Origin of the sequence: Exiguobacterium sp. s130, assembly GCF_018619055.1 — a bacterium.
Classification (GTDB): domain Bacteria; phylum Bacillota; class Bacilli; order Exiguobacteriales; family Exiguobacteriaceae; genus Exiguobacterium_A.
Window position 1 is genome coordinate 48,000 of the sequence record NZ_JACSNI010000003.1, and the last position, 15,798, is coordinate 63,797.

Here is a 15,798-nt window from a genome sequence, read left to right on the forward strand (position 1 = left end):
GGTCTAGTTACAGCCAAGCCACAGACCGTTCGTTGGCTAGTATGACTAACTCGATGGAGGAATGACAAAATGAAACTTTGCACAATCGGACTAGGATATATTGGATTACCTTCTTCTGCGATGTTCGCGGATCATGGCACGGAAGTCGTAGGTGTCGACATCGATCCACAGATCGTCAATCTTCTGAATACGGGAACGATTCATATTGAGGAACCAGGACTCGAGGATGTCATCAAACGGGTCGTCGCGAACGGAAAATTCCGAGCGACACTTACGCCAGAACGGGCCGATGTTTTCTTAATCGCCGTTCCAACGCCGAACTTGAACGATACGTATAAATCATGTGATTTGAAATATGTCATTTCAGCGGTCAACAACATGCTGCCATTCCTTGAAAAAGGAAATGTCGTCATCGTCGAATCGACGATTGCGCCACGTACGATGGATGATCATGTCCGTCCCTTAATCGAAGCAGCTGGATTTACGATTGGTGAGGACATTTATGTCGTCCATTGCCCAGAGCGTGTGTTGCCAGGACAAATTTTACATGAACTTATCCATAATAACCGAATCGTCGGTGGATTGACGCCAGCGTGTGCGGAGGCAGGGGCTGCCGTCTATGAAACATTCGTTCAAGGTGAAATCGTCCGGACCGATGCAAAAACAGCCGAAATGTCGAAGTTGATGGAGAATACATTCCGCGATGTCAACATTGCGCTCGCAAATGAATTAACGCAAGTATGTCATCAACTAGAGATCAACGTCTTAGATGTGATCGAGATGGCGAACATGCATCCACGGGTAAACTTGCATCATCCGGGACCGGGAGTGGGTGGTCACTGTCTCGCAGTGGATCCGTACTTCATCGTCGCAAAAGCCCCATCGCTTGCTCGCATCATTCATACGGCACGACAAACGAACGTTCAGATGCCACAATTCGTTGCCGAACAAGCAGCTCGTCTCGTCGGTTCGCGTGTCCGTCCAAAAATCGCCGTCTTTGGTGTCACGTATAAAGGAAACGTCGACGACATGCGCGAGAGTCCAGCTGTCGAAGTCATTGAACAATTACTCGACCGTGGACTTGACGTCGCTGTCTGTGATCCGCACGTCGAACGCTCGATTTCGACACGTTTCGAACTCGTCGATGAGTTGGAGGCGATTCAAGGCGCCGACCTAGCGCTTGTCTTAGTCGACCACGATGAATTCAAACAATTCGATTCACGTCGTCTCGCAAACTACATGCGGACACCGTTACTCTTTGATACGAAAGGGATCGTCAAAGCGCTCGACGCTGTCAAAGTCCTGAACTTCGGTAATTTGCATACGCACCGCGTGACGGAAGTGGATGCGAAAGCGATATGAACGCGATACGAACGATTGGGGGAGAGTTGAAGGATCATCTATATCTGATCTTTCGGCTCTCGCTTTATGAAACAAAGAGTCAATATAGCATGCAATACCTTGGTTGGTTTTGGGAGATCATGACGCCACTTCTCCAAATCGGTGTCTACTGGGTCGTATTCGGCTTCGGGATTCGTGGTGGTCATCCAGTCGATGGAATTCCGTTCGTCTTTTGGCTCGTCAGCGGATTGATTGCTTGGTTCTTCATCGGTAGTACGATTCCAAGTGGTTCCCGGTCGATTTATGGTCGGGTCGCTCTCGTCTCGAAGATGCATTTTCCACTAAGTACGATTCCAGCGTATGTCATTTTGGCACAATTCTACCGTCATCTCGCGATGATTGCTTTGACGATCATTTTAGGGTGTGCCTTCGGTTACTTCCCGGGATGGCATACGTTTGAACTCCTATATATCGTACCGGCGGGCGTCGTATTCCTCTATGCGGTTTCCTTATTGTTATCCGCACTTGCGACGATGATTCGAGATGTGCAAAACATGGTGACATCTGCGATCCGCATGCTGATGTATTTAACGCCAATCATGTGGATTCCGCCAGATCACTCGTTATTTAAGATGTTGTTGATGCTAAACCCACTCGTTTATTTGATTGAGGGGTATCGTTCAGCACTCATCGGAACGGGCTATCTGCTCGATCATATGTGGTATGGCTTGTACTTCTGGTGTATGACGCTTGCAATCTTACTTGTTGGAGCATCGATTCACATTCGATTCCGACGCTATTTCATCGATTACGTATAGGAGGGAGAACGATGGGTCATGTCGTGTTTGAGAATGTATCGAAACGGTACATGCTCTATGCCCGACCGATCGACAAGCTAAAAGAAGTGTTGTTCGGTAAGGTGAATGGAAAATCGTTCTATGCTCTGAAGAACGTCTCCTTTTCTGTGGAAGAGGGAGAAATCGTCGGTATCGTTGGCATCAACGGAAGTGGGAAATCGACACTATCGCATCTGCTTGCTAACGTGACACCACCGACGTACGGTCGGGTCACATTGGGTGGAAAGTCAGCATTGATTGCCATCTCTAGTGGATTGAATAGTCAACTGACGGGGCGAGATAACATTGAATTAAAAGGGCTGATGATGGGCTTGACGAAACGACAAATCGAGACGATTACTCCAGAAATTTTAGAGTTCGCTGACATCGGGGAGTTCATCGATCAGCCAGTCAAGACTTACTCGAGCGGCATGCGCGCTCGGATTGGTTTTGCAATCTCGATTCATATTAATCCAGATATCTTGATCATCGACGAAGCACTCTCAGTCGGAGACCAAACGTTTACTGAAAAGTGCCTCGATAAGATGCGTGAATTCCGCGATCAAGGGAAAACGATTTTTTTCGTCAGTCATTCGCTCAGCCAGGTAAAGAGTTTCTGTACAAAAATCCTTTGGTTGGAATACGGGGAAGTACGTCTATTTGGTCCGACGAACGAAACGTTGGCTGAATACAATAAATATCTATATTGGTACAAACAGTTATCAAAAAAGCAAGCCTCCCATTACGTAGCTAAGAAACGAACGGAACGGATCGGTTCCGTGGATCAGCAAATGATGGGCGAGACGATTGAACAATCGTCATGAAATGAGATAGGGGATGAAGTAAATGAAACGTGTCATGCTTGTATTCGGAACACGACCAGAGGCGATCAAAATGGCGCCGGTCGTTAAAGCACTTGAAAATCGTCAGGACGTCGAACCAATCGTCGTTGTTACAGCACAGCACCGAGAGATGCTCGATCAGGTCCTTGAACTGTTCGAGATCACTCCGGACCATGACTTGGATTTGATGCGTCCGCGTCAGACGTTAGAGGAAATGACGGCGCGTATTTTAAACGCGATGCGTCGCGTCCTCGAAAAGGAACAGCCGGATCTCGTCCTTGTCCATGGGGATACGACGACGACGTTCGCTGCTTCTTTAGCGGCGTTCTATCAACAGATTCCAGTCGGTCATGTGGAAGCAGGATTAAGGACATATGAAAAGTATGCGCCGTTCCCAGAAGAGATGAATCGTCAATTGACAGGTGTGTTGGCGGATTATCATTTTGCACCGACTGAACAGGCAGCAATGAACTTACGTGCTGAGAACAAGCAGACGCCAATCATCGTAACCGGTAATACGGTCATCGATGCGTTGAAGACGACTGTATCACCGACATATACACATCCTGTCCTATCGCGCCTAGAGAAGTCGGGACGAAAACTCGTTCTTTTGACGGTTCATCGCCGTGAGAATCATTTACAACTGGCAACGATTTTTGATGCAATCGAGCGACTAGCGAATGAACATCCAGAAATCGAAATCGTCTATCCGGTTCATCCGAATCCGGTCGTACTAGAGGCGGCAGCTCGCTTGGAGCATCATCCGCGGATTCAATTGATCGAACCACTTGATGTATTTGACTTCCATAATCTTGCGGCTCGGGCATCCTTCATTCTGACTGACTCAGGTGGGATTCAAGAGGAAGCACCTTCGCTCGGCGTGCCTGTTCTTGTCTTACGGGAGACGACAGAACGTCCAGAGGGGGTCGAAGCTGGAACGTTGAAGCTCGTCGGGACGAACCCAGAGATGATTTATACGATGAGTCATCAATTGTTGACGGATCAGGTGTTCTATCAATCGATGGCGCAAGCCGCGAATCCTTATGGCGATGGACAGGCAGCAGAGCGAATCGTCGATGCCATCATGAGTGAGGTACCTGTATGAGTCAACGTATTCCTCCAGCGATTTATCAGTTCTTTCCATTCGGAACGCAGGAAAAAATCTTGCTTGAGGATGCTACAGATGGTATCTATTTTGATTTTCAAGAAGCGACGGCAGATGACAAATTGTACATTCAGTTGTTTGATCAAGGATTTCAACATCCGCCTTCAAAGTTATACCGGTCAGACGCCACGATTACAGGAGACATCATCGAGGTGACCTGTCATTTCGAAGTCGATGCACCATGTGTCGTTCAGTTATTCAAGATGCAATATGGACAGAAAAAACGAATGGGATCGGAAACGGAGACCGTCACATTGACGAATGAGACAGTCGTTCATGTACAGATGAAACGAGTACCAGGAGCGAAGTATTTCAAGGTGGCATGGAAGTTCTTGCAAGAGGGGAGCTTCCGAGTCCATCTCCGGGACATTCAGATTGTGCAACATGTCACGGCAGGGGAGGAAGCGACGTATGTTATTTAGTTCGACGATATTCTTATTTCTGTTCTTACCGACTGTATTGATCGTCTATTACCTACTCCCACGCAGCTTCCGAAATGGCTGGTTATTAGTGACGAGTCTATTCTTTTATGCATTCGGAGAACCGCGTTTTGCATTGCTGATGCTACTGAGCGTCACGATCAACTACTTCTTCGCCTTGTTTGTCGATCTGTATCGATACCGAATCGGCGTCAAGTGGATCATGTTCAGTATGATTGCAGTCAATCTGGGGTTACTCGGCTGGTTCAAGTACAGCGGATTTTTTGTTCGTTCAGTCAACGAGACATTCGGATTAGGATGGTTCGTACCAGAAGTCGTCTTGCCACTCGGTATCTCGTTCTATACGTTTCATGCGATGAGTTATGTCATCGACATCTACAAAGGGAAGGAAGCGGTGCAAAAGAATCCGCTTGACCTCGCCCTTTATATCGCGTTCTTCCCTCAACTCGTCGCGGGTCCGATCGTTCGCTACAACACGATTGCGAGCCAAATCGAGTCACGAGAAGAGACAGTTTCCGATTTTGCCCGAGGAGTTCGGCGTTTTACGATTGGTTTAGCTAAAAAACTGATTCTTGCCAATGGATGTGGTCAAGTCGCGGATGCCATCTTCAATATGAAAGATCTCTCGATGGGGCTTGCTTGGATCGGCATCATTGCCTACGCCTTACAAATCTATTTTGATTTTTCTGGATACAGCGACATGGCGATTGGACTTGCTTTGATGTTCGGATTTCACTTTCTTGAGAATTTCAACTATCCCTACATTTCAAAGTCCGTTTCTGAATTTTGGCGTCGTTGGCATATTTCACTTGGATCGTGGTTCCGGGATTATGTCTACATCCCGCTTGGTGGAAATCGTGTCTCACCGTGGTTACAGTATCGCAACTTAGCAATTGTCTGGATGCTGACAGGTCTTTGGCATGGTGCTAGTTGGACGTTCGTCGCGTGGGGAGCGTATTACGGAATCTGGATCATGCTTGAGAAAGCATTTCTCGGGAAATGGTTGGAGAAAATGCCAGTCTTCTCGACCGTTTGGACACTCGTACTTGTGTTGGTCGGTTGGGTATTCTTCCGTTCCGAGACGTTCCCGGAAGCCATTACGTACATTCAAGCGATGTTCGTACCAGATGTGATCTGGGATGAACGCGCGAGCTACCAGCTTGTCCAAAATGGTGTTCTACTGCTTGTCGCGTGTATCGCAGCGACACCGATTCCGAAAATCATCGGAGAGCGATTAGTTGTGTCACTCGGAAGAATTGGTACGACGATGCAGTATGGATATGCGATGTTGCTACTATTTTTGGCGACATCAGCACTTGTTGCAAGTACGTTTAACCCATTCATCTATTTCCGCTTCTAAAAAGGAGGTCTACTGATGGCACAGCCACTTGAAACAGAAAATAAGCAGGGACAACAACGGACGACTTCTTTTGAACGGATCATGATGTGGGTGACGACGATTAGTTTTTTACTCATTTTGTTAACGATTGGTGTCGGAACGCTCGTTCGAGAGGATCGTGTGCGTTCCCAGTTAGAAAATCGTACACTCGCACAATCGGTCGATCCGACGATCGAAGGAATCGCGACTGGAAAAGACATGCTGAAGATGGAGACGTATTTCACGGACCAACTGCTTTTGCGAGGGACGTTCGTTGAGATGCAGGCGCTACTATCGAAGGATGTCTTCAGACAGCCTTTTCGTAATGGAATCTATACAGCTAAAAATGGCTATATGATCGAACCGAGTGCCTCGACTCAAGTCCAGATTCCAAACGCGTTTCAGCAATTCGTGCAAGAAGTCGATCGACCCGTCTATATGGCACTAGCTCCATCGAAGACGGTCATTGCTGAACGCGATCAGTTGATCCCATCGTATGTTGCTTCGAATGCGCGGACACGATACGCAGGAATGATTCGGGACTTCAAGGCTGCCGGGATGACGAATTTGTCACTTGATCAATTAAAACTAACGGACTACTTCAAGACGGACCATCACTGGAATATCGACGGGGCAGCATCGGCATATCAGACGATTACGAAGGGGATGGAGTTACGACCAGTCATGCCATCAAAATCAAATCGTAAAGAAGGTGAGCATGCCTATTATGGTTCATTAGCGCGAAAGACGACGCTTGCGTATGCGACGTCTGGTGATCAGTTAGCCTATTATGAACCAGCATTTTTCAAAGGAATCAATGTCTGTTACGACGGTGCATGCGATCGCCCAGTCATTGATGAATCCTTCGTTCAGCAAGAGGGAGATTACGTCGATCGATATGAAGTATTCTTGCGCGGGAATCATGGCATCATGTCGATGAAGGAGCAGACGAAGAATGATCGACCAACGATTCTCGTCTTAAAGGATTCATTCGCGAATCCAGTCTTACCGTTCCTTGCTAAAAGTGCCAATCTCGAAGTCGTCGACGTTCGTTACGTCCCAAAATCATTCGATGTGTCGCAGTTCGCTAAACAAAAACAAGTCGACTCCGTGCTGTTCCTGCATAACTCGAACATTGCTGGATTGATGAAGACGTATGAAAACACACTATGAAGGAGTTCATGACATGAGATCCCGAATGGCGAAAAGAAAACCACGCCTTGTTTGGCGCGTATTGAGTGCGCTCCTACTAGGGTTCGTTCTGATTGCTAGTACATCAGCTGGTTTAGCTTTTTTTAAAGTGAAGCAAACGGCAGACGCGTTTTTAACACCGTTAGATGGAGAGCGGCCGAAGCCACTCGAATCGATGAAGCCGGTCAATGTCTTGTTACTGGGCGTGGATGAACGGAAAAACGATAAGGGACGTGCCGATGCCATCATGCTTCTTTCATTCAATCCAAAAACAAGACAAGCGACTTCCCTGTCCATTCCAAGAGATATGCAGGTAACCGTGCCGTCTGGCGAAAAGACTAAAATCAATCATACCTATGCCTATGGGGGGGTGAAAGAGACAGTCGAGACGGTGGAGCAGACGTTTGAGACCGATATTCCTTATTATGCGAAAATCAACATGGATGGATTGATTGAGTTGGTCGATGCTGTTGGGGGTGTCACGGTCGACAATCCATCTGCCTTCAGTTGGAACGACCGTCGTCTTCAAAAGGAGTATGAGAAAGGGAAAATTCATCTGACGGGTCTTGAAGCGAGTGGTTACGCACGTATGCGAAAGCAAGATCCACTCGGCGATATGGGACGACAAATTCGTCAGCGTCAAGTGCTAGAAGCCGTCGGAATGAAGCTTGCTGGACCGCAGTTATTGACGCAACTCGAAAAGATTACGGACGTCATGAAAAACAACTTTACGACGAATATTGGACTCGATGTCGCAGCGCAACTAGCGCAGGAAAATCAGCGGGGGTTCGAACAATTGAAGCCGCTGAAAATCGAGGGAGAAGGATATATCGCAAGTGATGGTGTCTGGTATTTCTTTGCATCGGACGAATCAATGGAACAGACGAAGCAGACGATCGCTAAACTTCTCGCACGATCATAAGTCATAATTAGTATTACCATCAAATAAACAAGGTTGAGCGTCTCTAGCAAATGATTGTGGAGGCGCTTTTTCCTATCTTTCTCTTAAGTAACGCATCATTCTTTTTGAAAAAAGTGCTTGGTTCAAAAGTCTTATTTTCGATCAAATCGATGAAATAGGCTTTGACAGGACTTGTAAACGGATGCAAAATGAAAACGATTACATACCAAAAGGAGATGGCTATCGCATGAAACGCATAAGATCCGTTTGTATCGTTGCGCTAACGTTTGCACTAATATTTAGTGGACTGTCTTTATCCGGTCAAGCATTGGAAAAAGGAAAGTCTACATTGGTCATCATTCATTACAAAGAAGACCCGAACGCCACGAAGGATTGGAACTTGTGGTTATGGGCGAACGGTCCGGATTATTTTCCGAATAAAGCCCACGCTTTTAACGGTGAGGATACTTACGGCAAAGTGGCAACTTATGAATTTCCAGTCGATCAGCCGGAAAAAGTCGGCTTTATCGTCCGAGATGATAACTGGAACAAGGATGGAGGATCTGAGAACGACCGCTTCATCACGAAAGACATGATTAAAAACGGAGTTGCTGAAATCTGGATCGAATCGGGAAGCAAGGACATCTCGACGGTCAATCCGACTAATGGAGCAGACGTCGAAAAAATCGACACGAACATCCACTATTATCGGTATGACAATGATTATGATAAATACGGCGTCTGGTCTTGGCCGGAAGCGCAAGATGGCAAGCGTTTCGAGTTCGATCAGCAAGATGAGTTTGGTGCCATTGCCAAAGTAACGCTTGATAACCCAACGAAAGCACGTCTTGCAGGCGTCATTCCTCATCTTGAGGGCTGGTCGGAAAAAGACGGAGCCGATCGTTTCTTTTATGCAGGGGCGAAGGACATCTGGTTGATCGAAGGGGACCAGACAGTGTACTACAGTAAACCGGAAATTGATCGCACGCCAAAAATCACGAGCTTTTTGGCTGATGACTTCCGGACGATGACGCTTAAAACGAATACACCGATGACGGCAGAAGACTTAAAGGCATTTACGTTTGAAGGCGTGACGAATCCAGTCGTGTCAGCAATCGATGCCAAGACGGCGAAAGTCGAAGTCACTTCAGATATCGATTTAGCAAAAGTCGTCCGAGCATCTCATCCTGTTTTTGGAGAAGCAATTCTTGAAGCAGGTAAAGTGCTCCGTTCGAAAGCATTCGACCAAAAGTATGCCTACGATGGAAAACTCGGTGTCGACTATCAAAAATCGAAGACGACGTTTAAAGTCTGGGCACCGACAGCGCAAGCCGTTGAACTTGAACTATATCGCTTACCGAAACAACAAGCTGCTACGACAGAGGATATCACGCGTGAAATCAAGATGAAACGAACGGAACGTGGTGTCTATCAAGTGACGGTCAAGGGTGACCTTGACGGTGTCGGTTACACGTATGAAGTCAAGCACGCAAAAGAATCGACGCGTGCGGTGGATCCATATGCGACAGCAGTCGCTGTCAATGGAGACCAAGGTGTCGTCGTCGACTTACGCGAGACGGATCCAAAACGTTGGACGAATGGGAAAATGCCACTTCGTCACGCAACAGACGCGATCATTTATGAATCACATGTCCGTGATCTATCGATGTTTGATGTGACGAACTCGGGTTACGATTCAGGTATCAAACAAAAAGGAAAATATCTTGGTGTCATCGAACCAGGTACTCGCTTGACGAAGAATGGTAAGAAAACAAAAACGAAGACAGGACTAGATCATCTGAAGGAACTTGGTATCACGCATGTCCAGTTCATTCCTGTTTATGATTTCAACACAGCGTCCGTCGATGAGACGAATCCGCTTAAATCATACAACTGGGGTTATGATCCGAAGAACTACAATGCACCAGAAGGATCGTATGCGACAAACCCCTATGATCCAAAAGTCCGAATCACAGAAATGAAGCAGATGATTCAAGGACTACATGACAATGGACTTCGTGCTGTCATGGACGTCGTTTACAACCACATGTTTGACGCAAAGGCATCAAACCTTGATAAAATCGTCCCTGGTTATTACTACCGTTATACAGAAGGCGGCGATTTAGCGAATGGAACTGGTGTCGGAAACGATACAGCATCTGAGCGTCAAATGATGCACAAATTGATCGTTGACTCTGTCTCATATTGGGCGAAAGAATACCACTGGGACGGATTCCGCTTTGACTTGATGGGCATTCACGACGTCAAGACGATGAATGCTGTCAAACAGGCGACAAAACGAATTGATCCGTCGATTCTTGTATTCGGAGAAGGGTGGAGCCTTGGAACACCGCTTCCGGAGATGGATAAGGCAAACCAAACGAATACAAAACAAATGCCAGGAATCGGACATTTCAACGACAACCTGCGCGATGCGCTTAAAGGTAGCGTCTTCATCGATTCAGATGCTGGTTTCATTAACGGAACAACGGGTCTTGAAACGCGCATCAAACGCGGAATCGTCGGAGAAATTGCTTATGACAAAGAGATTCAAGGATTTACGCAAGAACCAGATCAAGCCATCACGTACGTTGAAGCACATGACAACCATACGCTCTGGGATAAGTTGAACCTGACGAATCCGCAAGACAATGACGCAACGAAGACAAAGATGCATCGTTTGGCTTCAAGCATCTTGTTGACGTCACAAGGAACGACGTTCATCCATGCAGGACAGGACTTCATGCGGACGAAGGGCGGCAACCATAACTCATATAAATCACCGGATTCTGTCAACCAGCTCGATTGGAAACGGAAGATGGATCGTCAACAAGACGTCGATTATATGACCGGATTAATTGCATTGCGCAAGAAGAACCCTGCACTTCACTTAGCAACAGCGAAAGATATCCGTCGTTACTTGACGTTTGAAGCAGCACCGGCACAAGTCATTGCGTATCGACTAGATGACGACGCGCCACAACAGAAGAACGATTTATATGTCATTCACAATGCAAATCGAACGGTAGTTGACATGAAGCTACCGAAAGGGAAATGGAAGCTTCTCGTAGATGGTAAACAAGCAGGAACAAAAACGATCCGCACTGTTTCAGGTACGGTTCGTGTTGAGGGACTCAGCTCGTTCGTCTTAGCAAAATAATCAAACAAACGACAAAGGACGTTCCGCAGTTTGCGGAACGTCCTTTGTCGGAGTAAGAGACATACGATTACGCATAGCGTTCATCAGTTTCCTTACCTTCTTTGAGGTTATCTTCTTCTGATTTCGAGACGATGACGGCACATGCTGCGTCACCCGTGATATTGACGGCTGTACGCATCATATCCAGAAGACGATCGACACCGATGATCAAAGCGATCCCTTCGACGGGTAAATTGACCGACTGAAGAACCATCGTTAGCATGACGAGACCGACACCCGGAACACCAGCTGTTCCGACCGATGCGAGAACAGCTGTCAGAACGACCGTCGCAAGTTGCCCAGGTGTTAAATCAACCGCATAGACTTGCGCGATGAAAACAGTCGCAACTCCTTGCATGATTGCCGTCCCATCCATATTGATCGTCGCACCGAGTGGCTGAACGAAACTAGAGACGGAGCGTGGAACCTTCAGCTCTTTTTGAGCCGTTTGCATAGCGACAGGAAGTGTTGCGTTCGACGAAGACGTCGAGAAAGCAAACAACATGACAGGTGCGAATTTTCTAAAGAAGAAGAACGGATTCATCTTCCCAAGAAGTGAGACAGTCGAACCATATGTCAATACAGAATGAACGATCAAAGATAAAATGACGACACCCATATAAAGTCCCATCGCTTTTAAGGAATCAAAGCCTTGTGAACCGACTGCCGATGCAATCAAGGCGAACGCTCCGAGCGGCGCCATCTTCATGACGAGTGTGATCAAATATGTCATTAAATCGTTACCCTGTTCAATGAAAGTCCGTAACGTCGAGACCTTTTTACCGAGAAATGTGATCCCGAAACCGATAAAGACACTGAAGACGATGATTTGTAACATGTTGCCTTCTGCCATCGACGTGATCGGGTTCGTCGGGAACATACCGACGATTGTGTTGATTATGCTCGTATCTGGTAGATTTCCGTTATCATATTCAAGACCTTGCGTCTCGAAGTTACCGAATGTACCCGGTTTAATCAATAATGATAAACCGAGAGCGATGACGATCGCGACAGCTGTCGTCGTCATGAAGTAAATGATCGCTTTTCCACCGACACGACCCAGTTCTTTTGGATTACCGAGTCCCATGACACCAAGGGCGATTGAGAAGAAGACAATCGGTACGACGAGCATCTTAATCAAGTTCAGGAAGATTGTTCCGATTGGTTGTAAAGCATATTTATTCAATCCTTCATAGATCGACTTATCCGGTATGCTAGCCAGAATGATTCCGAGAACTACGCCGAGAATCAAGCCCCAGATGATGCGTTTTGCTTCTTTCATACGTGATGTCACACTCCTTTGTTTGATAATTGCCTATATTTTGACACATCATCACCCTTTTTGACAAAACATTTTAAAAAATGATGATAACGCTTACGAAAAAGTTTCTGGATTTTGATGCAGGAATGATCAGATTTTGTTGTCAAACGGATGCAAGCATGAGAGGATAGAAAAGAACAAAAAGGAACAGCGTAGGGTACAGAAAAGTCGCTTGAATCAACTGTTGACCAAATTGTATATTCCTACTATAATGTTGTATGACGTGTCTGACACGTTTCCTTTAGTCGGTAATATCGGAGGGAGGGAAAACTAGTGGAAACTCGTGTACGTAAAAATGAATCACTTGAAGACGCACTTCGTCGCTTCAAACGTGGTGTTTCAAAAGATGGTACGCTTGCAGAAGTTCGTAAACGTAAACACTACGAAAAGCCAAGTGTAAAACGTAAGCTTAAATCGGAGGCTGCGCGTAAGCGTAAGAAGTTCTAACGTTAGAGAGGGTGTATCCTCATGAGTCTTCAGGAGCGTTTGACAGCGGATATGAAAGATGCCATGCGTCTTCGTGAAAAAGATCGTCTTACGACGATTCGCATGGTGAAATCATCGCTGCAAAATGAAACGATCAAACTCGGTAAGCAAGAATTGACAGACGAGGAAGAATTAACGATTCTTTCACGTGAAATGAAGCAGCGCAACGACTCCCTCCGAGAATTCGAAAGCGCTGGTCGTCACGATCTCGTCGCGAAAATTCAAGCAGAGATTGTCGTGCTCGAAGCTTATATGCCAAAACAGCTTTCCGAGGAAGAAGTACAGGAAATCGTCGACGCAGCTATTGCGCAGACGGGTGCCTCTGCTCCTTCGGATATGGGGAAAGTAATGGGTATCGTCATGCCGCAGCTTAAAGGCAAGGCAGACGGTGCGTTAATTAATCGACTCGTCAAACAACGGCTCGCTTAATACATGAAAAAGGTGTCCTTCGGGGCACCTTTTTTGTCGTTCCTGTCACAATTAAAAGTTTCTTAATGAATTCAGAATAGTCATGAAACCTTTTTGTTTTGAAAGCGTATATAATTATAGTAACGAATCAAAGTGCAAAAGAAGCAGCTTCTGACACGAATGAAAAGGGGTGAACGTACGCATGACGTTTAGCTTAGGGATGATTTTGACGGTCTTCATGATCGGGGTCCTCATGTTACTGGTCGAAATATTCGTCACAGGGTTCGGAATCTTTGGCGTCCTTGGGATCGGTGCTGTCCTTGCTAGTCTGATCATGGCAGGTGCTACAGTTGGTCAAGTAGGCATAGCGGTTGGACTTGCTGTATTTCTATCACTTGCGGCCGGATACTGGGCATATCGCAGAATTAAATCGAATCAATCCTTATTATGGAGAGGTTTGATTTTGACAGATTCCACATCGTCTGAAAAAGGCTATCTTTCTCATCAAGACAAAGTGCAACTGTTAGGACAAGAAGGAGTCAGTCTGACACCTCTCCGTCCGTCAGGAACAATTGAAATCGACGGAAATCGAATCGATGCCGTTACGGAAGGGACCTTCATTCAAGCGGGGGAAACGATCGTCGTAAAAGAAGTGACGCACGGACGCGTCATTGTTAGAGTCCAACATACGAAGGAGGAGTCCCACACATGACACCTGAATTATTGACTGTATTACTCATATCCGGAGGAATCTTAATTTTCCTCGCCATCTTCTTCACGCTCGTTCCGATTCCACTTTGGATTAGCTCGCTCGCAGCGGGAGTGCGCGTATCGATCTTTACATTAGTTGGGATGCGTCTTCGTCGAGTAACACCGTCTAAGATTGTCAATCCGTTGATCAAGGCAGTTAAAGCGGGATTGAACTTGAATACGAACCAACTGGAAAGTCACTTCCTTGCTGGTGGTAACGTTGACCGCGTCGTCAATGCCTTGATTGCAGCACACCGTGCGAATATCGAGTTGAGCTTCGAACGCGCAGCGGCGATTGATCTTGCTGGTCGTAATGTTTTAGAAGCTGTTCAGATGTCGGTTAACCCGAAAGTCATCGAAACACCATTCATTGCCGGTGTGGCGATGAACGGGATTGAAGTGAAAGCGAAAGCCCGGATCACGGTACGTGCGAACATCGATCGTCTCGTCGGTGGTGCTGGGGAAGAAACGGTCATCGCACGTGTTGGTGAGGGTGTCATCTCAACAATTGGTTCGTGTAATGACCAAAAAGAAGTACTTGAGAATCCAGAGATGATCTCACGGACGGTTCTTGCAAAAGGACTCGATTCGGGTACGGCGTTCGAGATTCTCTCGATTGATATTGCAGATATTGATATCGGTAAGAATATCGGTGCGGTCCTTCAAACGGATCAAGCGGAAGCAGATAAGAACATTGCGCAAGCGAAAGCCGAAGAACGTCGCGCAATGGCGATCGCAAGTGAACAAGAGATGAAATCACGTGTTGAAGAGATGCGTGCGAAGGTTGTCGCTGCTGAAGCGGAAGTGCCGCTTGCTATCGCTGAAGCGATGCGTGACGGTAACTTTGGTGTCATGGATTATGCGAACTACTTGAACGTGACAGCAGATACGAAAATGCGCCAAGCAATCGGTGGGCAATCATCACCAAATGACTCACAATAAAGGGTGAGACGGTATGGATATCATATGGGTCGGATTGATGATCGCATTCGGTGTCATCTCCGTCATCTCAAAAGCAGCAGATAAAAAACCGAAGCAGACGAACCGAACTCCTTCAAAGGAGTTCGGTGAATATGTGAAGCAAATGACCGAACAGGTCGATACGATGCGACAAGAGACGCTACCTCCACCTGTCGTTCGTAAAAAAGCACCCGCGAAGAAACAACCGGGGGTAACGCAAACGAAAGCGCGACCAGTTCATGAACGAACGGAATTGCAACAACGTTTGGATCAACGTCAAAAGCAACATTCGAAAAAAGGGATGTCCTCATCGACGATTGGCGAAATCAAAGATAGCGTAGCAGATAGTGCCATTGGATCGTCTAGTCGTTCAGCATCAGCAACGACGATTTCACAAGATGAAATGCGACGTGCCATCGTTTGGAGTGAAGTTCTTGGTGCGCCTGTTTCCAAGCGCAAACGCTAATATTTGTCTAGTGAGTCGATCCTACGAGACGCGTAGGATCGACTCTTTTTATTTCCTAAAAGGTGGGAACGGGTTTTTCTTTCCATCTTTTCGGCGGAAGTGCTAAAGTGGAAG

At 46.6% G+C, this 15,798-nt stretch carries 14 protein-coding genes and 1 pseudogene; 14 read left to right on the forward strand and 1 reads right to left on the reverse strand.

Annotated features, from left to right (window positions below; all coding sequences use genetic code 11):
- The first annotated feature begins 69 nt into the window (after window positions 1-69).
- The 9 genes and pseudogenes from HZS85_RS07780 to pulA all read left to right on the forward strand — a co-directional run bounded on the left by HZS85_RS07780 (window position 70) and on the right by pulA (window position 11,254).
- On the forward strand, window positions 70-1,362 hold the full coding sequence (locus HZS85_RS07780; protein WP_214804385.1) for a nucleotide sugar dehydrogenase: 1,293 nt from the start codon (window positions 70-72) through the stop codon (window positions 1,360-1,362).
- Entirely contained in the window at window positions 1,359-2,159 is an 801-nt protein-coding gene (locus tag HZS85_RS07785; protein ID WP_214854822.1) for an ABC transporter permease, read from the forward strand. The genes HZS85_RS07780 and HZS85_RS07785 overlap by 4 nt, the downstream gene beginning before the upstream one ends.
- A gap of 11 nt (window positions 2,160-2,170) precedes the next feature.
- Window positions 2,171-2,911: pseudogene (tagH, locus tag HZS85_RS07790) on the forward strand (teichoic acids export ABC transporter ATP-binding subunit TagH); the annotation flags it as partial.
- Window positions 2,912-3,023: 112 nt separating this feature from the next.
- Window positions 3,024-4,124 (forward strand): non-hydrolyzing UDP-N-acetylglucosamine 2-epimerase, encoded by a 1,101-nt coding sequence (gene wecB / locus HZS85_RS07795; protein ID WP_050678363.1) that lies wholly within the window; start codon window positions 3,024-3,026, stop codon window positions 4,122-4,124.
- Window positions 4,121-4,606: a hypothetical protein gene (locus tag HZS85_RS07800; protein WP_050678364.1), complete on the forward strand. Its 486-nt coding sequence runs from the start codon at window positions 4,121-4,123 to the stop codon at window positions 4,604-4,606. Before wecB ends, HZS85_RS07800 begins: the two co-directional genes overlap by 4 nt.
- Window positions 4,596-5,984 carry an MBOAT family O-acyltransferase gene (locus HZS85_RS07805; protein WP_214854826.1) on the forward strand — a complete coding sequence of 463 codons (1,389 nt, stop codon included), beginning with the start codon at window positions 4,596-4,598 and terminating at the stop codon, window positions 5,982-5,984. The genes HZS85_RS07800 and HZS85_RS07805 overlap by 11 nt, the downstream gene beginning before the upstream one ends.
- Window positions 5,985-5,999: 15 nt before the next feature.
- On the forward strand, window positions 6,000-7,175 hold the full coding sequence (locus tag HZS85_RS07810; protein ID WP_214854829.1) for a DHHW family protein: 1,176 nt from the start codon (window positions 6,000-6,002) through the stop codon (window positions 7,173-7,175).
- A gap of 13 nt (window positions 7,176-7,188) precedes the next feature.
- The gene (locus tag HZS85_RS07815) at window positions 7,189-8,115 is read left to right on the forward strand and encodes an LCP family protein (protein WP_214854831.1); all 927 of its coding nucleotides are present in this window, start codon (window positions 7,189-7,191) and stop codon (window positions 8,113-8,115) included.
- Between the two features lie 226 nt (window positions 8,116-8,341).
- On the forward strand, window positions 8,342-11,254 hold the full coding sequence (gene pulA, locus HZS85_RS07820) for a type I pullulanase (RefSeq protein WP_214854833.1): 2,913 nt from the start codon (window positions 8,342-8,344) through the stop codon (window positions 11,252-11,254).
- A gap of 67 nt (window positions 11,255-11,321) precedes the next feature.
- Here the strand turns inward: pulA and HZS85_RS07825 are convergent, their stop codons facing one another.
- On the reverse strand, window positions 11,322-12,575 hold the full coding sequence (locus HZS85_RS07825; RefSeq protein WP_214854837.1) for a dicarboxylate/amino acid:cation symporter: 1,254 nt from the start codon (window positions 12,573-12,575) through the stop codon (window positions 11,322-11,324).
- 312 nt (window positions 12,576-12,887) lie between these two features.
- Between HZS85_RS07825 and rpsU the strand changes: the two genes are divergently transcribed.
- From rpsU to HZS85_RS07850, 5 genes are all read left to right on the forward strand, one after another.
- Complete coding sequence (gene rpsU / locus HZS85_RS07830) at window positions 12,888-13,061, forward strand: 30S ribosomal protein S21 (protein ID WP_012369719.1); 174 nt, start codon at window positions 12,888-12,890, stop codon at window positions 13,059-13,061.
- A 21-nt stretch (window positions 13,062-13,082) separates the two neighbouring features.
- Window positions 13,083-13,529: a GatB/YqeY domain-containing protein gene (locus HZS85_RS07835; RefSeq protein WP_214854838.1), complete on the forward strand. Its 447-nt coding sequence runs from the start codon at window positions 13,083-13,085 to the stop codon at window positions 13,527-13,529.
- A 181-nt stretch (window positions 13,530-13,710) separates the two neighbouring features.
- The gene (locus HZS85_RS07840; protein ID WP_214854839.1) at window positions 13,711-14,220 is read left to right on the forward strand and encodes an NfeD family protein; all 510 of its coding nucleotides are present in this window, start codon (window positions 13,711-13,713) and stop codon (window positions 14,218-14,220) included.
- On the forward strand, window positions 14,217-15,200 hold the full coding sequence (gene floA, locus HZS85_RS07845) for a flotillin-like protein FloA (protein ID WP_023467489.1): 984 nt from the start codon (window positions 14,217-14,219) through the stop codon (window positions 15,198-15,200). The genes HZS85_RS07840 and floA overlap by 4 nt, the downstream gene beginning before the upstream one ends.
- Before the next feature lie 13 nt (window positions 15,201-15,213).
- Window positions 15,214-15,684 carry an MSCRAMM family adhesin SdrC gene (locus HZS85_RS07850; protein ID WP_214854840.1) on the forward strand — a complete coding sequence of 157 codons (471 nt, stop codon included), beginning with the start codon at window positions 15,214-15,216 and terminating at the stop codon, window positions 15,682-15,684.
- Window positions 15,685-15,798: the final 114 nt, after the last annotated feature.